The sequence below is a fragment of the Metabacillus sp. GQ13 genome (genome assembly GCF_059758525.1).
In genome coordinates this window covers 353,718-372,966 of the sequence record NZ_JCAXET010000002.1, presented here as the reverse complement: position 1 = coordinate 372,966, position 19,249 = coordinate 353,718, and the positions used below count along the sequence as shown (strand labels likewise).

General features: G+C 35.9%; 15 protein-coding genes. All 15 read right to left on the bottom strand.

The window, feature by feature from the left end; all coding sequences use genetic code 11:
• Positions 1–149 precede the first annotated feature (149 nt).
• A complete protein-coding gene (locus AC6CHR_RS03810) occupies positions 150–1,451 on the bottom strand; it encodes an ABC transporter substrate-binding protein (protein ID WP_498247158.1) in 1,302 nt (433 codons plus the stop codon).
• An 880-nt stretch (positions 1,452–2,331) separates the two neighbouring features.
• The gene (locus AC6CHR_RS03805) at positions 2,332–3,087 is read right to left on the bottom strand and encodes a 5-oxoprolinase subunit PxpA (protein WP_498247157.1); all 756 of its coding nucleotides are present in this window, start codon (positions 3,085–3,087) and stop codon (positions 2,332–2,334) included.
• The gene (locus AC6CHR_RS03800) at positions 3,080–4,102 is read right to left on the bottom strand and encodes a 5-oxoprolinase subunit C family protein (protein ID WP_498247156.1); all 1,023 of its coding nucleotides are present in this window, start codon (positions 4,100–4,102) and stop codon (positions 3,080–3,082) included. The genes AC6CHR_RS03805 and AC6CHR_RS03800 overlap by 8 nt, the downstream gene beginning before the upstream one ends.
• Positions 4,103–4,108: 6 nt before the next feature.
• Positions 4,109–4,813 carry a 5-oxoprolinase subunit PxpB gene (pxpB, locus tag AC6CHR_RS03795; RefSeq protein WP_498247155.1) on the bottom strand — a complete coding sequence of 235 codons (705 nt, stop codon included), beginning with the start codon at positions 4,811–4,813 and terminating at the stop codon, positions 4,109–4,111.
• A gap of 192 nt (positions 4,814–5,005) precedes the next feature.
• Positions 5,006–6,253, bottom strand: a complete 1,248-nt coding sequence (locus AC6CHR_RS03790) for a glutamate-5-semialdehyde dehydrogenase (protein WP_498247154.1) — start codon at positions 6,251–6,253, stop codon at positions 5,006–5,008.
• 12 nt (positions 6,254–6,265) lie between these two features.
• On the bottom strand, positions 6,266–7,366 hold the full coding sequence (gene proB / locus AC6CHR_RS03785; protein ID WP_498247153.1) for a glutamate 5-kinase: 1,101 nt from the start codon (positions 7,364–7,366) through the stop codon (positions 6,266–6,268).
• A gap of 457 nt (positions 7,367–7,823) precedes the next feature.
• On the bottom strand, positions 7,824–9,167 hold the full coding sequence (locus tag AC6CHR_RS03780; protein WP_498247152.1) for an MATE family efflux transporter: 1,344 nt from the start codon (positions 9,165–9,167) through the stop codon (positions 7,824–7,826).
• Between the two features lie 225 nt (positions 9,168–9,392).
• Entirely contained in the window at positions 9,393–11,072 is a 1,680-nt protein-coding gene (locus AC6CHR_RS03775) for a glycoside hydrolase family 13 protein (RefSeq protein ID WP_498247151.1), read from the bottom strand.
• A gap of 103 nt (positions 11,073–11,175) precedes the next feature.
• On the bottom strand, positions 11,176–12,210 hold the full coding sequence (locus tag AC6CHR_RS03770; protein WP_498247149.1) for a LacI family DNA-binding transcriptional regulator: 1,035 nt from the start codon (positions 12,208–12,210) through the stop codon (positions 11,176–11,178).
• Between the two features lie 214 nt (positions 12,211–12,424).
• On the bottom strand, positions 12,425–13,240 hold the full coding sequence (locus AC6CHR_RS03765) for a carbohydrate ABC transporter permease (RefSeq protein WP_498247148.1): 816 nt from the start codon (positions 13,238–13,240) through the stop codon (positions 12,425–12,427).
• Positions 13,240–14,100 carry a carbohydrate ABC transporter permease gene (locus AC6CHR_RS03760; protein ID WP_498247147.1) on the bottom strand — a complete coding sequence of 287 codons (861 nt, stop codon included), beginning with the start codon at positions 14,098–14,100 and terminating at the stop codon, positions 13,240–13,242. Before AC6CHR_RS03760 ends, AC6CHR_RS03765 begins: the two co-directional genes overlap by 1 nt.
• A gap of 426 nt (positions 14,101–14,526) precedes the next feature.
• Positions 14,527–15,837, bottom strand: a complete 1,311-nt coding sequence (locus tag AC6CHR_RS03755; RefSeq protein ID WP_498247146.1) for an ABC transporter substrate-binding protein — start codon at positions 15,835–15,837, stop codon at positions 14,527–14,529.
• A 527-nt stretch (positions 15,838–16,364) separates the two neighbouring features.
• Positions 16,365–16,667 carry a cytochrome aa3 quinol oxidase subunit IV gene (qoxD, locus tag AC6CHR_RS03750; RefSeq protein ID WP_498247145.1) on the bottom strand — a complete coding sequence of 101 codons (303 nt, stop codon included), beginning with the start codon at positions 16,665–16,667 and terminating at the stop codon, positions 16,365–16,367.
• Entirely contained in the window at positions 16,668–17,282 is a 615-nt protein-coding gene (qoxC, locus tag AC6CHR_RS03745; protein WP_498247144.1) for a cytochrome aa3 quinol oxidase subunit III, read from the bottom strand.
• 3 nt (positions 17,283–17,285) lie between these two features.
• The gene (gene qoxB, locus AC6CHR_RS03740) at positions 17,286–19,247 is read right to left on the bottom strand and encodes a cytochrome aa3 quinol oxidase subunit I (protein WP_498247143.1); all 1,962 of its coding nucleotides are present in this window, start codon (positions 19,245–19,247) and stop codon (positions 17,286–17,288) included.
• Positions 19,248–19,249 lie beyond the last annotated feature (2 nt).

Here is a 19,249-nt window from a genome sequence, read left to right as displayed (position 1 = left end):
TGAGTTCTTCTGTTTTTTACCTTTTCCATTTTCAGGTACTATATTTCCCTTTACTTTTTCTTCCTTTATAGAGTTCATTTTCACTCCCCGTTCCTACGTTAATTAAGTAGGGTATGGAGTCACAAAGAGCCCATACCCAAATGGTACTATTATCTACTTACTAAATCTTTTGATTTTTCTATTGCCTTTTTCCACTCTTCTTCAGGGTCTCCACCATTTTGTACATTAAGTAATGCATTTGTAATTTCTTCATGTACTGGGAAGTATTTTTCTCCCTTGAAAGGTGCTCCTTTAATATCTTGCGCAGCTTCAGCAAATACTACTGAAGATACTTGACCACCAAAGTACTCTTCTTCGCTTGTCTTAAATGCTTCCATATCATAAACAGCTGGAGCAGATGGGAATAAACCAGTGTTCTGGAATGTTTTCAATTGGCTATCAGGTGAAATTAACCATTCTAAGAAATCATAAGCCTCTTGAGCATGTTCAGATTCTTTTGGAATTGATAGGTATGAACCACCCCAGTTTGCTGCAAATTCATCAGGAAGATTAGCAACTTTGAATTTACCTTCAGCTTCCGGAGCATTTGTGTTCAACCAACCTAAGAACCAACCAGCACCTAATGCACCAGCGAAATCACCTTGTTTAACACCGTTTGCCCATTCAGCTGACCACATTTCTGTAGGTCCAACAAGTCCCTCGTCCCATAGTTCTATAGCAAAATCATATGCTTTTTTAACATTACTTCCTTCTTTATCAGCAATTAATTCACCTTCAGGATTTAAGTATGTTTCGATCGCTGGATCTAAATAAGCTCTGTAAGCCATTTCAATTGTATCAATGAAAGGCTTTCCAGTTTTCTCTTTAACAGTTAAAGCAACTTCTTTAAATGTTTCTGGAGAAGTGATGATCTTTTCTACTTCAGCAGGGTCTGTAGGTAAACCTGCAGCTTCAAAAACATCTGTACGATAATAAAGTGCTTTTGGACCTATATCAGTAGGAAGACCGAATAAGAAGTCACCCTCATTATTTTGTCCGCCATCCCATTTCCACTCAAGGTATTGGTCTTGGATGTCTTTCGCACCTAGATCATATAAGTTGTTAAAACGATCTTGCGCTACTTTAAATCTGTCAAATTGATCAATCTCAAGTAATGCTATATCTGGTGCTCCACTACCAGCTGATAAAGATGTAAATAATGCATCATGGTGATCAGCAGTTTCAGATGTTTTAAATTTAATCTTGACGTTTGGATGTTCCTTCTCATATTCCTTTATTGACTCTTCATATCCAGTTGCACCAAATGACCAAAAGTTTAATTCTATTTCTTCTTCTTTTCCACCTTCTTCATCATTTGAAGCGCCTTCACTGCCTCCAGAGTTACAAGCAGCTAGTGAAAATGTAAGGACCAATGTTACCCCTAATAAAAGCCATTTTTTCATACTTTTCATGATTATTTTCCCCCTATATTCTCAATAAATTTAACAGTTATAGCAAAATGACATCAGTAACTGATTCAATATCTAGAGTAACGATCACCTCCTAAAATCAATTAATAAAACTATTAACCTATTAACCTTTTTATTAAGGAAATCGGTTTCTAAATTTTATAAATAAAATGCCTATTAGTTACCAGAAACCGTTTACAATCCAAATTATAAAACCAATATTCGGAAAAATCAACTATTATTTCATTTTTTTCTCATTTTTTATATAAACCGGTTTCCTTTTTCGATTTGTTTTAAATAATTACTATTCACTCTATAAAAATAACAATATCACCAATAAAACTAGTTTTATTGACAAAGTTCTTCCTCTTATTCGAGTTATTATTTACATAAAAAGTTCTAGTTAATATTCATGCTGATAAAACAGAAAGAATATTAACTAGTTTTTCAATCTGTACCATTTACAATTGAAATCTTCACAACTGCTTTAAAAGATTTTATTTCTCCATCTTCTTATGAAATTCCTTTGCAGCTAAATAACCGGCTGTGCACAATAATGCCTTCATATTTTAAGATTTTAACAATAAAAATATAAGAAGTGAATCCAAACTTGTTGAAACAAAGTAGGCTTTATGAAAGGCTTTTTTCGCAAAGATTGTTGTTTTCCGTACAAAGTACTAATGTACACGTTTTAACTATATCTTCGTGCTCTTTTCGCTAAATTACTCTAATATCCCTCTGGAGATAGCTTCAATTTATATCATAAAAATCCAAAAGCCGATTTTTATTCGTGCTAGAGCAACAAACTTTTAGAAAAGAGCCTTATGAAAACATGCTTGCTTAAAGATTATAATAAAATATTAAACTTCCCTTATTTCACCATCTAAATTGTTTGTACATTTACACCTTGTTCCTTAAGTGTCTTGTTTATTTTACTTGCAAATTCAACTGAACGCTCCCCATCACCATGTATACATATTGTGTCTGCCCTAATAGGAACTTCTTCTCCGGTAGTCGTAATTACCCTCTGATCTTTAACAATCTTTAGGACTTGGGCAATTGCCATTTTTTCATCTTTTATTAATGCATTTGCTTTAGAGCGAGGTGTCAATGTTCCATCTATTTGATACGTTCGATCCGCAAATACTTCGTTTGCTGTCTTTAAGCCTAGCCTTTTCCCTGCACTTATCAATTCACTTCCTGATAAACCGTATAATATAAGCTCAGGATTTATCTTATACACTGCTTCAGCGACTGCATTTGCTAGTTCTCTGTTTACCGCTGCCATATTATATAATGCTCCATGTGGTTTTACATGTTGTAACACAGCACCTTCTGCTACGACAAAACCATAAAGTGCCCCGATTTGGTAAACAACAAGATCATAAACCTCTTGTGGTGTAATTGCTATATTTCTTCTTCCAAATCCACTTAAGTCATCTAAACCTGGATGTGCTCCAATGCACACAGAATGTTCCATAGCTAAGTTTACTGTTTTTCTCATCGTAGCTGGATCACCTGCATGAAATCCACATGCTATATTAGCTGATGTGATAGCCGAAATTATTTGTTCATCAGAACCGATCGTATATTTTCCAAAACTCTCTCCCATATCACAATTCAAATCAATTTTATGCATTTTTCAAACCCCTATACATTAATGAAATTCCTACTTTTACTACTGATAGTTGCTGTTCTCTATCTATGAGGAGATTTTGAGCTTCCTTAGTAGTCACTTCCTCAAAACTAAGCTTACCACCTGGAATAACCTGAGCTAAAAGTGGAAGATCAACACTTGCTACATAGCCAATTTTAGGATAACCACCGATCGTTTGCCGATCTGACATCAAAATGATTGGTTTGCCGTCACTCGGAACTTGAATTGTCCCCATAGTTACAGCTTCTGACAAAAGCTCTAATGGTTTGCTCAACGCTAACCTAATAGATGACAATCTATATCCCATCCGATCTGAATGTGGTGTGACTAAGTATGCTTCATTATTAAACTGTTCCCTAGACTTCTTTGTAAAAAGGTGATAATGAGGACCCTTTATAAAGCGAATTTTTGGATCCTTTTTATAATTAGGTATTAATTTCGAACTTATCGACCAATCTACGGTTTGCCATGTTTTTAAACCAATTCGGCTACCAAGGTATTCCATTATGCTTAGTGTACGACTATTTGTAATTTCTCTTTGATCAAGGACATCACCCTTATGTAGTTCGCGGCCTTTATACCCACCGATCGCACCTCTCACATAGGTACTTCGACTATTCATAACGACCGGTACATCTATTCCACCTGCTACTGCCAAATACGCACGGCATCCCTCTCTGGGACGCGCAAAATGAAGGATGCTACCCTTCTTAACGTATATCGGTCTCCATAACGGTACAAATTCTCCATTTATCTTGGCTGATAAATCCGCACCACAGATCGCTATCAAATAATTACTTTCAAATAATATTGTTGGTCCAAGGAGGGTCATCTCTAAAACAGCATCATTTTCCTCATTCCCCAGAAGAGAATTGGCCAACCTGGTAGCAATTTCATCCATTACCCCAGAATTAACCACCCCATATTGCAGGTAGCCTTTTCTCCCTAAATCTTGGACAGTTGTTAACATTCCTTCGTCAATTATCTTAAGTGACATGTTACTTTAAACCTCCCATCTTAGAAATTGTTCTGGTGTAATAGGTTTAAATTGCACAAGATCTCCTGCTTTTAATAAGCTAGGATGTGTAGCTTCTTTATCAAAAAGTTGTAACGGTGTTCTGCCAATAATATGCCACCCTCCCGGACTATCAATCGGATAAATTCCTGTTTGTTCTCCACCAATACCGACGCTTCCAGCTGGAAGTTTTAAACTAGGGGTCGCTTTTCTAGGTGTTGCAATTTGATTTGACATCCCACCCAAATAAGGGAAACCAGGAACAAAACCTATCATATAAACGACATATTTTTGTCCGGAATGAATAGAAATGACATCTTGTTCTGTAAGTTGATGATAATCTGCTATTTCTTTTAAATCTGGACCGTACTCCTCACCATAGCATACTGGAATAATCACTGTCTTAGATCGCTCATTAATTGTTAATGGCAAATTGAATAGCTTGGATTTAAGTTCTGACTCAACTTGATCATAAGGTGTTTTGTTAGGTGTTATCAGCTTAACTTTATTTGGATCATAGTAAACAGTAACAGAAGCAAAGCTTGGTACGACCTCAACCAACCATGGGACTGCCTCAGTTTTCACGTAATCAGTAAAAACTGTTACCTTCCGATGGATCTCTTTATCGATTTCATTCCCAAAGCTGATTGTTATCGCACAATCACCTTGTGGATAATAGCTTATACAGTCCATATTTAAGCCTCCTATATGTTTGCAATAGTTAAATTAGTAGTTATCAGTCTATCCTTACTGTTTATTTTATCACGGCATTGGACTAAGCTACTAAGTCCAACATTTTTGGTCACCTCTTACCTTAAAAAAAAAGAAGCCTACCATAAGAATTGGCAAGCTACTTTATCTTGTGAAAAATTCTTTTTTAGTCATTCAATGTCGAATCTGGCCTGTTCCATAAACTAAAAACTTAGTGGATGTTAGGGCAGGTAACCCCATTGGACCTCTTGCATGAAGCTTTTGAGTACTTATCCCAATTTCTGCTCCATATCCGAATTCCGATCCATCTGTAAATCGTGTTGAAGCATTATGATAAACGGCTGCCGCATCAACTTTCATCAAAAACTTGCTAGCATTTGCTTCATCTTTAGTAATAATCGCTTCAGAATGATTTGTTCCGTAATGATTAATATGTGTAATTGCCTCATCAACACTATTAATAATCTTAACACTTATCGATAATGCTAGATACTCTGTGGACCAATCTTCTTCTGTGGCAGGCTTCGCCGCGCTATAGCTAGCTCTAACCACTTCATCTCCGTATATTTCCACCCCGTGGCCATGTAAGGCGTCAAGCAAATCCTTTCCATATAGGGTAAACCAATTAGCATCAATTAGAACAGTTTCAATTGCGTTACATACTGAAGGTCGCTGTGTTTTCCCGTTAATGACGATATCTTCTGCCATTTTATAATCAGCCGAACCATCAATAAATAGATGGCAATTACCAGCTCCTGTTTCTAGGACTGGTACAGTGGCCTCTCTGACAACTGTGTCAATTAGACTTTTACCGCCACGTGGTATTAATACGTCCAAGAATTCTTTTAAATGGAAAAGTTCTTTCGCTGTTTCTCTGCTCGTATCTTCAATTAATTGAACAGCGTTTACAGGTACATTGCTAGTGCTTAATGCTTTATGAATTGATTGAACAAGTGCTTGATTAGTATAGCTCGCAGAAGAACTTCCTCTTAAAATAACCGCATTTCCTGTTTTTAATGTCAGTGTTGCTGCATCAATCGTCACATTTGGTCGTGCTTCGTAGATCATACCAATTACACCAATTGGTACACGACTCTTCTTTATCAGAAGACCATTATCCTTATTTATTGTTTCTACTATTTCACCAATTGGATCTTCTAGTTCGATTAGTAAACGAATCGCTTGAGTCATATCATAAATACGCTTTTCATTTAACATAATACGATCTAGCACACTCTCAGATAGGCCATTTTTTCGGCCTGATTCAAGATCCTTTTGATTTTCTTCTAATATATACCCTCGATCGACTAACAGCTGTTCTGCAATATTTGCAATAGCTTGGTTTTTTTCCTCCGTTGATATATCGACCATCACATAACTTGCTTCTTTAGCGGCTTTACCTTTTTGTAAAATCTCACTCATTGGTTTCTCCTCCTAAGCTTTAACCCATTTATTTCGATGTATAACGACAATTGATGATAACACTTCATCTTTACTTAACTCTTCACTGCGTTTCCCCATGACCTTTTTCAACTCATCAGAAGAAAAGAGCACCTCTCCCTTACCGAGTAAACCACTCGGTCCGATTACTTCGACAACTTCACACTTTTTAAATGAACCTTGAATTTCAATTACACCGGCAGGTAATAGGCTTTTCCCTTTGTAAAGCAGGGCATCCTCAGCCCCCTGGTCTACAAAAACTTTCCCAGACACCTCTGAATGGAAAGCAATCCATTGTCTACTATTTGGTATCGCAGCTAACCCGTCTTTTCCAATATAGGTACCATTTCCATTACCCTGGATAATATCTACTAGCTTTTCACTACCTTTACCTAAACCAATGAAGACCTGAACACCTAGGGTTATGGCCGTTTTTGCTGCCATTACTTTTGATTTCATCCCTCCTGTCCCTACCTTAGTCCCCGCTCCCCCTGCAGCTTGGAGCATTTCTTCAGTTACATCTGACAAGAAGTCTATCCTTTTTGCTAATGGATTCATTCTGGGATTTGCATCATACAAACCATTAATATCTGTTAAAATTATAAGCTGACCAGCGTGTACTAGCCCGCTTACAAGTGCAGAAAGCATGTCATTGTCACCAAATGTAAGCTCCTCAACTGATACAGAGTCATTTTCATTAATAATTGGTAATATTCCACGGTCTAAGAGCTCAGTAATTGTTGCATAGGCATTTTTATAACGTCCTTGTTTCGAGAAGTCGTTTCGCGTAAGGAGTATTTGAGCTGGTATGATATCAAAATGACTGAATTGCTCAATATATGATTGAATAAGAAGACTTTGACCTACTGCCGCAGCTGCTTGTTTTCCCTTCAAGGTGGATGGTCGAGCTGGGTAACCTAACCTAGAAAAACCCGCTGCGACAGCACCTGATGAAACAAGCAATACTTCATGACCTGCTTTACGTAAAGCTGCCACTGCCTGTACATGGTCTAACAACTTCACATTATCTATTTGTCCTTTTGAGTCTGTTAAGGAACTACTTCCTATCTTGACAACAATCCGTTTTTTATCCATGATTTCTATCCTCCATTAAGTTTTACAAATGCCTGGCTAGCCATAGAATTAAGATAGGGGAGAAAAATTAGCGTTCTACTAAAAAAAAGCCCCTTTCATCCTAATAATAAGGACGAAAAGAGCTCTATTCCGTGGTACCACCTTGTTTGGATATAAATAATACTACCTAAAGAATAAAGTTTCAAAAACGTTAATTCTCTGGTCGCCATTCACATCCCACTTGATCCTCGTAACGTGAGGAACACGCCTATGTTTACATAAGACTAAGGGTGGTAGGTTCTGCGGCTTTTATGTTATGAAGTCTTACAGCTGATAAACTTCACTCTCTGTAACCAAAAGGTACGCGTACTAATCCTCCGTTAACGTTCTCCGATTTTTTTATTATTATGCCTAGTATTTATCATACTGTCAAGACTATAAGTCTATTATATATAGAAAAAGTGCAAATAATGTGAAATTAATTTTCATTTGTTTTTGCTACTTTGATTCTATCCCATTTTCCGTACTTATAATAACTAAAAGCGATCACACTACTAACTACGAAACTAAGTCCCATACCTATCGCAATCCCATTTTCCCCAAACCATTTCGAAAAGAGATAGGATAATGGATAACGAAGAATCCAAAAGGAAATCACATTTAACATTAACACTTGGAACATGGCACCTGCTGCTCGGACAATTCCATTTAAAATAAAGTTAATACCAAGAAATGGATAGAAGAGTGCAATAATCTGTAAGTAACGCATCCCATAATGTACCGCTTCTTTTTCATGAATGAAAAGACTAATTGCTAATTCAGCGAATACGACAACAAACATACTAATAATTACCATGATAAATAAATTGAACAGAACACCGTATTTCGCAATTTGATGAACTCGATCCCATTTATTCGCTCCAATGTTTTGTCCTGCCATACTATTAACTGCTGTACCAAGAGCCATAGCTGGCAGCATAATCACACTATCAATCCTTTGAGCAGCACCAAAACCTGCCACTACATCATTTCCATAGGAGTTTACAACACTCATAATAGCCATTACACCTGCGGAGATAACCGTCATTTGTAAGCCTGATGGGATCCCTAGCTTTAAAATCGTAAAAACCTCATCTTTCCTTGGTACTTTAGGTAAGATAAACGGAATTAGTGCTCGTTTAATAGAATCATAAATCCCATAGATGAACGCAATACCTTGCGACAAAATAGTTGCAATGGCTGCACCCTCAATGCCTAAATCAAAACCATATAGAAAAATCGGATCCAAAACGGCATTTAATAAAACGGCAATCATGACATACCGAATTGGTGTTTTACTATCACCAAGCGCTCTAAGAACGGTTCCAATAAAATTGTAACCAAATAAAAACAATATTCCAATAAAATTAATTTGTAGATAAATAGTCGCTTCAGGAACCATCGATTCCGGTGTACCAAGAAAAATTAATATGCTCTTGGAAAAGATGAATCCTATTACTCCTAATAAAACAGAAAAAAACGATAGAAGAACGACAAATGCATTGATAAAGCTTTTTAATCCTTTGTTATTCCCTCTCCCCTTCTGCTGTGAAAGGATCGTTAATGTCGCATTATTTAGTCCGATAATAAATGATAGAATTGTAAAAATGACTGTACTAGAAACAGCTATTGCTCCTAATGCATTTGCACCAAGAAGGTTACCAACCCAAAGACTATCGATAAATTGATAGGATACCTGTAATAGATTTGTCAGCATAATAGGTAACGAGAAGATCCAGATTTGCCTCATAATCTTCCCGTTCGTAAAATCATGTTGCTGCATACGATGACTCCCTCCATCTTTCGTTCTTTTATCTTATCATAGCCATAAATGGACATGAACTTTAATGAACTTTTCCGATAAATGGTGGTCTAGAGATTGAATAGAGAAGTCTTATTTACTATCAAATGTCAGGAAAATCTTCTTAGAAACTTTATTTAAATAATCATAGAAATGAAAACAAGACAAAAAACAGGCATATTACAAAAATGTAATATGCCTGTTCAATCAAACATGTATTCGATAAACTCTAGTTTCATAAGGATTTAATGTAATCTTCTTAAGCGCTCCATGCTCAAACACCTGATAATTAGCTAATAATAAGTCTTCTGAGCGGAAGGAGAAATTAGGAGACTCTTCGAAGGATGCTGAGCTATCAGATAGATTCGATAGGATCAAAACTTTGTCATTTTCCATTGTCCGTGTGTAAGCATAAATTTGCGTATGATCATTTAGAATAAGGTCATACTTTCCATATGTGAAAACTAAGTTTTCTTTCTTTAACTGGATCATTTTTTTATAGAAGTGAAGAATTGAACCTTCATCCTGTTGTTGTTTTGCAACATTTATTTCCTGGTAATTTTCATTGACACCAATCCATGGTATTCCTGTTGTGAAACCAGCATTTCTATCTGAAGACCATTGCATTGGGGTCCGCGAATTATCTCGACTGGAAGCCCAAATGACATCCATTATCTCGTTATGTGCTACTCCTGCTTCCCGCTGGTAATGGTAAAGATTTTTAGTAGCAACATCATTATAATCATCGATATTTTCAAATTTCACATTTGTCATTCCAATTTCTTGACCTTGGTAAATAAATGGTGTCCCTTGCATAAGGAAATACATTGCCCCTAGTGCAGTGGCACTTTCATACCAATATTCTTTGTCATTTCCCCATGTTGACACCCGACGCGGTTGATCATGGTTTTCAATGAATAGGGCATTCCAGCCTTTATTTTCTAAGCCCTTTTGCCATTTGGTTAATACCTCTTTTAGCTCTACGATGTCTAACTTTTTCTTTTTTCCAGCATCCCATAAAGATAGATGCTCAAACTGGAATACCATATTAAATTTACCGTTATCTTCTCCTACCCATTGATCAAGATCCTCATGATTTTCCGCCTTCACACCGTTTGCCTCTCCAACAGTCATGATATCGTACTTCGAAAAGGTTTCCTCTTTGAGTTCCTGAAGATACTTATGGATGCCATCAACATTCATATGCTTATCAAAAGAAGGTACATATTTCAGTCCTTTTTCATTAGGCATATCCGCTAATCCTGCTTCCTTATTTATATGACTAATTGCATCAACACGGAAGCCATCGATTCCCTTGTCAAGCCACCAATTAACCATGTCGTATAAAGAGTTTCGCACATCCGGATTTTCCCAATTTAAATCTGGCTGTTTACCTGAAAAAATGTGTAGATAATACTGTTTTGAGTTCTCATCATACTGCCATGCAGAACCACTAAAAATACTTTCCCAGTTATTTGGTTCTTTACCGTCGTTACCATCGCGCCAAATATACCAATCCCGTTTTGGATTATCCTTTGATGACCGAGATTCAACAAACCAAGGGTGTTCATCACTTGTATGATTAATCACTAGATCAATAATTAACTTCATTCCTCGACTATGTACCTCTTCCAATAATCGATTAAAATCAGCCATCGTTCCGAAATCAGCAATAATATCTTGATAATCACTTATATCATAACCATTATCATCATTTGGTGATTTGTACATTGGACAAATCCAAATAACATCAATTCCTAAATCTTTTATATAATCTAATTTAGAAATCATTCCTGGAAGATCCCCTATCCCATCACCGTTTGAATCCATAAAACTTCTAGGATAAACTTGATAAGCTACAGCCTCTTTCCACCATAATTTTTTCATGTTGATTCCTCACTTTTTTACGTTAATTTTCTGTAGTGATATGACTTGATTGAAGTGAATGTAAATAATCATGGCTCATGTCTGGTTTTCTATTTACTGAATATCACCTATTCGATTGCTGCATTTGTTCACAAGATTTACGCTCGATAAATTTAGTTGGTATTGTTATCCTTTTAGGTAATGTATCTGGTATCTTTATTTTTTCAATTAAACAATTTGTTGCTTCAAATCCAAGTTGATAGATACATATATCAACTGATGTAATTGGGGGCTTCGAATGTTCTGATAACATAAGATTATTAAAACTAACGATAGAGATATCTTTTGGTACTTGAATGCCCATATCTTCTAGATGCCCAATCATTTCATATGCAATTAAATCATCCTGTGTTACTAGCGCTGTTGGAGGTGAATCCAATGCCATAAGTGATTCGATCGCTTCCCGACCATTATCTTTAATAAATTCCTCATGTACCATATATTGCTTATTAAAAGGAATTTCAGCCTCGTTTAATGCTAATTTGTAGCCATTTAACCGATCTATCGTTACAACAAAGTCAAGACTTCCCCCTACAAAGGCAATGTTTCGATGACCTAATTCTATTAAATAATTTGTTACTTGTTTTGTTATATAAATGTTGTCATTATCAACATAGGTAATCCGTTCCTCATTTTGCTCTGGTCTTCCTACAACAGTAAATGGAAAGTCTGTTTCTTGTAAAAATTTCATTGTTTTATCGTTAATACGTGAATAGAGCAAAATGACTCCATCTACACGTCTTCCTTGTACCATCGAAGTTACTTCATTATATATTTCCTCTTCAGTGGAACCAGTCGACAAATAGATTCCATATTTATTAGTATGTGCATTGGAACTAATTCCTCTTAATACCTCAGGAAAAAAGGGATTTTGAAAAGCATGGTAAGCAGAATTGGGCATAATCACACCGATCGTTTGAGTGCTTTTTGCAGCTAAGCTACGCGCTTGAAAATTAGGATAATACCCCAATTCCTCCATGACTTCTCGGACACGTTTTTTTGTTTGTTCACTTATTCTAGGGCTATTTGCAATAACCCTTGACACCGTTGAAGGTGCTACATTTGCCTTTTTTGCAACATCTTTTATTGTAACAATCATTGCTGCCTCCTTACCTTTCCAGGGTGTTCACAAAACGAGATTTATCTTTCTTCCTCATAAATAACACCCTTTCCTGCATCATACAAGATAAATTTTCTCATTCTTAATGATGGACTTCGCTAATACCACTTTAATTATTAAGAAATTTAAGATATTCGCCTTATCATTCAATAATGACGGAATGGTTTCTAAATTCTAAACCGTATCATTAATCCTATTTTACCGCACCTTCAGAAATACCTTTAATAATTTCTCGTTGTGCAATGAAATAAACAATGATTACTGGGATAATCGCAATTGTTAATCCTGCTAATGCTAAATGCCATTGTTTTGTATACTCACCAAAAAAGAAGAACATTTTTAATGGAATCGTTTGTAAACCTTCTTGATTGATTACTAATGAAGGTAATAAGTAATCATTCCAAATATAAATGATGTTCAAAATCGCAACAGTAACTGTGATTGGCTTTAATATTGGGAAGATAATATACCAGAAAACCTGGAATTTATTACACCCATCAATTATTGCTGCCTCATCTAATGATTTTGATATCCCACTTAACGTTCCATGGAATAGAAAAATCGATAAACTACTTCCAAACCCAAGATACATTACGATCAAACCTACTCGATTTAGCATATCAGCTTGACCGAAAACAGTTATAAGTGGAATCATAACAGATTGGAAAGGTATTAACATCGCTGCTACAAAAACCATAAACAGGATTGTACTCACCTTACTTTTGTTCCGTGATAACGCATATGCAGCCATTGAAGAGAAAACAATAATGATTAGCACACTGATCACAGTAATAACCAAAGAGTTGAAGAAAGTTTGGATAAAATCTAACTGCTCAAATGCCTCTAAATAGTTATCAAAGGTAAACTCCTCAGGTAATCGAAGGACGTTCGTGAAAATTTCCCTTTTTGTTTTAAGTGAATTTACAATCATTAGATAAAAAGGTGCAAGCCATATAACCGCTAACATAATTCCTAAAATCTCTATAGGAAGATGCTTATTTCTACGCATTACATTTCAACCTCCCTCTTCTTGTTGATATAAACCTGCGTTAAGGAAATCGCTGCAACAATTATAAAGAAAATAACCGCCTTTGCTTGGGCATACGCCATATCCGTTTCTGCGAATGCTGTTTTAAAAATTTCCATTGCCACCATTTGCGTCGAATTATATGGGCCACCAGATGTTAGTGATAGGTTTTGATCATATAATTTAAATGAGTTAGATAAAGTTAAAAACATACTTACTGTAAATGCAGGTGCAACAAGTGGGAAAATAATATAACGGAAGCGTTGGAAAGGTCCAGCTCCATCTATTTCAGAAGCTTCTAGTAATTCACTAGGTAATCCCTCTAAATATGCAATATAAATAATCATGATATAACCTGACATTTGCCAGCTCATTAAGATAACTAAACCCCAGAAACCAGTTTCTGTCGTTGAAAGCCATCCTTTAAGACCTTCAATACCAAATGTTTCACCGATTCCAGAAAACACTTTAATGAATATAAATTGCCAAATAAAGCCTAGAATTAACCCTCCAATTAAGTTGGGCATAAAAAATACTGTTCTTAACAACTTACTAGATTTAATTTTTGCTGTAACAATTAATGCTAGTGAAAGGCCAATGACATTTGTGAGAATGACAGATACAACTGAAAATTTTACAGTAAACCATAATGAAGCGATGAATTCTTTATCTTTAAAAGAGTCAATATAGTTTTCAAATCCTACAAATGAATCTACTTTAATTCCGTTCCAATCTGTAAATGAATAATAAGCTCCAATCATTAATGGTATGATAATGACTAATAGTAATGCTAGTAAAACTGGAGCTAAAAATAGCCAGTAGGCCAAATCCTTTGTGCGCATGTATTTCCCTCCATGTTATAAACAGAGTCGTATTTTTTAAAAATGATTAAGCCTTTTAATTGGGTTAATAAGCCACTCCATAATAGAAGGCAAGCTTTGCTTTCTATTATGGAGTGGCCTAGACCCATATAATGCTAGGCCACAACAACTAAGTATATTAGTATATTAAAATTTGTAGTATATTTCTCAAAGGCTGTTTTTGCAAAGATTGTTGCTTTCCATACAAAGTACACATGTACACGTTTTAAGCTTATCACCGTGCTCTTTTCGCTAAATGACTCTGATACCCCTCTGGAGATTGCTTGAATTTACATAATAAAAATCCAAAAGTCGATTTTTATTAGTCCTAGAGTAACAAACTTTTAGAAAAGAGCCTTCTCAAAAGACAAAGTAGCTTTAATTGCTACTTTGTCTTAGTTAGCCCTTTTATTCTTCAGCTCTAGTTTCTTCCCAAGCTGATTTTGATTCTTCGATTATTTCATCCCAACTCGCTTCATCACTTAGATACTTTTGTATATTTGCACCCAAAACGTTTTGAGCCCAGTTTAATGGGTATCCACTAAAGGTCCAACCAATTGTTTTCCCTGCTTCAGAATATTCGTAAACTGATTTTGAAAGTGGATCTGTAATTTTCGAGGCATCATAGCCCTCATATGCTGGAACGAATTTAAAGTCATTTAAGACAACTTCTTTACCTTCGTCAGATGTATATAACCAATCTAAGAATTTTTTAGCTTCTTCCACAACTTTTTCATCTTTGTTTTTGTTTACAGCCCAGTACATTGGAACGCCAACTGGGATTGAATCTTCTTTATATCCTGGTACTGGTATTGGCAAGAAATCAACTTTATTGTTAGCTAAATCTTCATCAATACCTGCAATAGAGCCATACACCCAGTTACCTTGTTGAATAATCGCAACTCTACCAGTAGAGAATAACTCTTCAACTTGTTGAGAGTAATCAAGGCTTATAGTAGGTTGTACTGAATATTTATTTTGTAGATCAACGAAGTTTTTCATTGCATCGCTATATTCGAAACTAACCGTTTTAGATTCAAACGCTGTCGTTACATTCCCTTCAAATTCAGGTGCAATAAATGCATTTGCTAAATGTTGACCAGTTACCCATGTTTCTTTAGCTGGAAAAGCGAATACAGCGTCAAGACCAAGGTCTCCCTTTTTCTGATCTAATGTACTTACTGCTTCCTCTAAAGAAGCCATATCTTTAATATCATCAGGATTAATTCCTGCCTCTTCAAAGATTTCAGTATTGTAAATTAATCCATATCCTTCTTGGTTAAAAGGTAATCCTAGTGCTTTACCATCTTTTGTGACACCATCAAGTGTACCTTCAAGTGCCAAACCAGCTGCTTTTGTATCTGATAAATCTGCTAAGCTATCTTCCCAATCAATTACATCTGTAGGTCCACCGATATTAAAAATTGTTGGTTCATCACCTGATGCATATTTCGAACGTAATGCTGCACCGTAATCTTCTCCACCACCAACAGTTTGAATGTTAATCTTTACATTTGGATTTGCTTCTTGATACTGTTCTGCTACAGCTTCAAATTGATCTTTAAACTCTACCTTAAATTGAAAAACATCTAATGTAACTTGCTCTTCAGATCCTGAACCGCCTGTGCTGTCTTCACTTGAAGAAGAACAAGCTGATAATACAACGCTTACAAGAAACATAATTGAGAAAAGCCCTAAAAATACCTTTTTACTACCCATTATAAAACCCCCATTTTTTTAAAAATAATTCGTTGGTTAGGAAAACGATTGCACATCATTAGACAGAAATACAAATAAATTAATTAGTTATAGACGATTTTACCCGATTACAAGCCTATTTTTATGAAAATAATCGTAATTATCTAAAAACCAACCTATTAATCTGTGAAATTAGTTTAGGAAATCGTTTGCACTAATCTTGCAAATAAAATATATCATAAATCAATAGTTTGCACAATATAGAATTAAATAATATTTAACCAATACAAGCATGTTTGTATGACAGCAGCAAAATCTATTATGAAAGATATAGTAATAGTCACAGTACCTATTGATTATCTTTTGCAACTTCGTGCTCTATTAGCTATATTACTTTGTTCTTCACTTTGAAAATAACTTCTATTTCCAGTATAAAAATCCAATATTATTTTTTTATCATGCTATAGCAACAAACCCTTTACAAAAGATCCTTAAACATAAGAAAAAGCATGAGTAGGGATTACCCCTTACTCATGCTTAAACTACATCTAATGCATAGATGTCATAACCCAAACAGTACCAACAACAATGACAAGTGCAATAAAAGCAGCAGAGATCATTTTCCCAATTTGCCAAATGCTACTGTCACCTTCTGCAACATGCATGAACATAAATAGTTGAATAGCTGCTTGAACAAACGCAAGGCTAAATACGATAATGATAATTGTCTTTAACGGTAGATCCGTATACATTCCCAACCATACCGCCAAAAATGTTAAAGCAATAGAAAGCAGGTATCCAATTACATGTGACCATGGAAAATGATTATGGTTTTCTACTTTTTTTGTCATTTATCCCACCAACCCTAATAGGTAAACACCAGTGAATACGAAGATCCATACAAAGTCTAAAAAGTGCCAGTATAGACTGGATATAAAGACTTTTTTAGCTGTATCTGGGGTTAAACCTTTTTTAAATACTTGAACGATAATCAAGATCATCCAACCTATCCCAAGAGAAACGTGAAGTCCATGGGTACCGGTCAAGAAGTAGAATCCAGACCAGAAGGCATTCGTCCCAAGTGTAGCACCTTCGTGTACATAGTGAATGAACTCATTAATTTCCATATATAAAAAGCCTAAGCCGAATAATAAGGTTATCATCAACCAAACAATCATAGCTTTTACATTATTTCTTCTCATTTCATGAATCGCTAACCCACAAGTGAAACTACTTGTTAACAAGAGCAACGTCATAATGAGTACACCTTTTAATTCAAACAGTTCAGTTGGCATTGGTCCACCGGCTGTTGATCCATTAAGAACAAAGTATGTCGCGAAGATCGTTGCAAATAAGGCCACCTCTGCACCCAAGAAAATCCAAAAACCAAATATATTCAGTCGACCAATCTCAGACTGATATTCCAAGGGCGTGTTAGGACTTATATGATCATTTACATGTGCCATAAATCACGCCTCCTTATTTTGTTGTTCATTATTTTTTATTTCTTCAATTGTTACATGGAAGCCCTCATCTTCTTTATTTGAGCTAAGAGAACGAAGAGCCAGGCAAGCTAATACGCCAATACCACCTAATATGGCCATCCACCAAATTTCAAAGACTAATGCGAAGCCTGCTACAAAGAAGAAAGCAGACATGATAATTGGTCTACCTGAATAACTAGGCATATGGATTTCTTTATACTCGACCTTTTCTTCTATCTTACCTGCTTTACGCTCTTGCTTCATATGCCAAAAAGCATCTAGCTCTTTCACTTCAGGTACAATCGCGAAATTATAATGCGGAGGAATGGCTGTAGTCGTTGCCCACTCAAGTGTACGACCGTTCCATGCATCTCCTGTTGTTTCTCTTTTAGAGTAACGGAAGCTATAGTAAACGTTATAAACGAAGATGATAAAGCCAATCCCCATACCTATAGCGCCAATTGTTGATATTACGTTTAACCCAGTCCAGCCATCCTCTGGTCCATACGTATAAACACGTCTTGGCATCCCAGCAAATCCTAATAAGAACTGCGGCAAGAAACAGACATTGAATCCAATGGTAAAGAACCAAAATGTCCATTTACCAAGTCGTTCATTCATTTTATGGCCAAACATTTTTGGATACCAGAACACTAAGCCTGAGAAACATGCAAAGACAACACCGGCTATTAACGTGTAATGGAAGTGAGCAACAAGGAAATATGAATTATGATATTGGAAATCCGCTGCTGCCATTCCAAGCATAACACCTGTTACTCCACCAATGATAAATGTAGGAATAAATCCAAGTGACCACATCATAGCTGTTGTGAATTGTATCTTACTCTTATAAAGAGTTGCTAACCAGTTAAAGATTTTTATACCTGTCGGGATCGCAATCGCCATCGTTGTGATTGAGAAGATAGAGTTGACTGCTGCACTTCCACCCATTGTAAAGAAGTGATGAACCCAAACCAAGAAGCTTAACCCTGATATAGCTACTAGTGATATAATCATAGATTTATAGCCAAATAAAGTCTTTTTGGAAAAAGTTGCTATAACCTCCGAGAAAATACCGAACGCTGGTAATACAACAATATAAACTTCAGGATGGCCCCAGATCCAGAACAAGTTTGCCCAGAGCATCGGCATCCCTCCATCTGCCATCGTGAAGAAATGACTTCCGAATAATCGGTCAAATGTCATTAAGGCTAATGTGACTGTCAATACTGGAAAAGCAAAAACAATAATAAAAGATGTAATCAGTGTGGTCCATGAAAACATTGGCATTTTTAGCAATGTCATACCAGGCGCACGCATTTTAACAATCGTTACAATTAAATTAATACCTGTTAAAAGTGTCCCTATTCCTGATACTTGTAAACCAAGTAAATAATAGTTTATCCCTGGTCCAGGACTTCCTTCAATTGCTAGTGGAGCATAGTTGGTCCACCCTGCGTCTGGTGACCCACCAAATACAAATGAAATATTAAAGAGGATCGCACCAAAGAAAAAGGACCAAAAACTCAAAGCATTTAAATATGGGAATGCAACATCGCGTGCACCTATTTGTAAAGGAACTACGACATTCATTAATCCGATTAAGAATGGCATTGCCATAAAGATAATCATGATTGTGCCATGTGTTGAGAAAATTTCATTATAATGCTGTGATGACAATAAATCGGAATTTGGCACAGTTAATTGTGCTCTCATTAACAAAGCGTCCACGCCACCACGGAAAAGCATCAAAATTGCCGCAATAATATACATAATTCCAATTTTCTTATGATCGACCGTTGTTAGCCACTCAGTCCAAAGCCACTTCCACTTTTTAAAATATGTTAGGACAAATATGATTCCAATCATCGTTAAAAGAATCGATATATTCGCCCCGAGTAACATTGGATCATTGAGAATTAAATTATCTTTTATAAAATCTACCATCT

Bases quoted from the DNA above. Each gene is read 5' to 3' on its own strand.
- AC6CHR_RS03780 (WP_498247152.1), bottom strand. From the start codon at position 9,167: ATGCAGCAACATGATTTTACGAACGGGAAGATTATGAGGCAAATCTGG.
- qoxB (WP_498247143.1), bottom strand. From the start codon at position 19,247: ATGGTAGATTTTATAAAAGATAATTTAATTCTCAATGATCCAATGTTA.
- AC6CHR_RS03790 (WP_498247154.1), bottom strand. From the start codon at position 6,253: ATGAGTGAGATTTTACAAAAAGGTAAAGCCGCTAAAGAAGCAAGTTAT.
- pxpB (WP_498247155.1), bottom strand. From the start codon at position 4,813: ATGGACTGTATAAGCTATTATCCACAAGGTGATTGTGCGATAACAATC.
- AC6CHR_RS03800 (WP_498247156.1), bottom strand. From the start codon at position 4,102: ATGTCACTTAAGATAATTGACGAAGGAATGTTAACAACTGTCCAAGAT.
- AC6CHR_RS03770 (WP_498247149.1), bottom strand. From the start codon at position 12,210: ATGATTGTTACAATAAAAGATGTTGCAAAAAAGGCAAATGTAGCACCT.
- AC6CHR_RS03810 (WP_498247158.1), bottom strand. From the start codon at position 1,451: ATGAAAAGTATGAAAAAATGGCTTTTATTAGGGGTAACATTGGTCCTT.
- AC6CHR_RS03775 (WP_498247151.1), bottom strand. From the start codon at position 11,072: ATGAAAAAATTATGGTGGAAAGAGGCTGTAGCTTATCAAGTTTATCCT.
- AC6CHR_RS03805 (WP_498247157.1), bottom strand. From the start codon at position 3,087: ATGCATAAAATTGATTTGAATTGTGATATGGGAGAGAGTTTTGGAAAA.
- AC6CHR_RS03755 (WP_498247146.1), bottom strand. From the start codon at position 15,837: ATGGGTAGTAAAAAGGTATTTTTAGGGCTTTTCTCAATTATGTTTCTT.
- qoxD (WP_498247145.1), bottom strand. From the start codon at position 16,667: ATGACAAAAAAAGTAGAAAACCATAATCATTTTCCATGGTCACATGTA.
- AC6CHR_RS03760 (WP_498247147.1), bottom strand. From the start codon at position 14,100: ATGCGCACAAAGGATTTGGCCTACTGGCTATTTTTAGCTCCAGTTTTA.
- AC6CHR_RS03765 (WP_498247148.1), bottom strand. From the start codon at position 13,240: ATGCGTAGAAATAAGCATCTTCCTATAGAGATTTTAGGAATTATGTTA.
- proB (WP_498247153.1), bottom strand. From the start codon at position 7,366: ATGGATAAAAAACGGATTGTTGTCAAGATAGGAAGTAGTTCCTTAACA.
- qoxC (WP_498247144.1), bottom strand. From the start codon at position 17,282: ATGGCACATGTAAATGATCATATAAGTCCTAACACGCCCTTGGAATAT.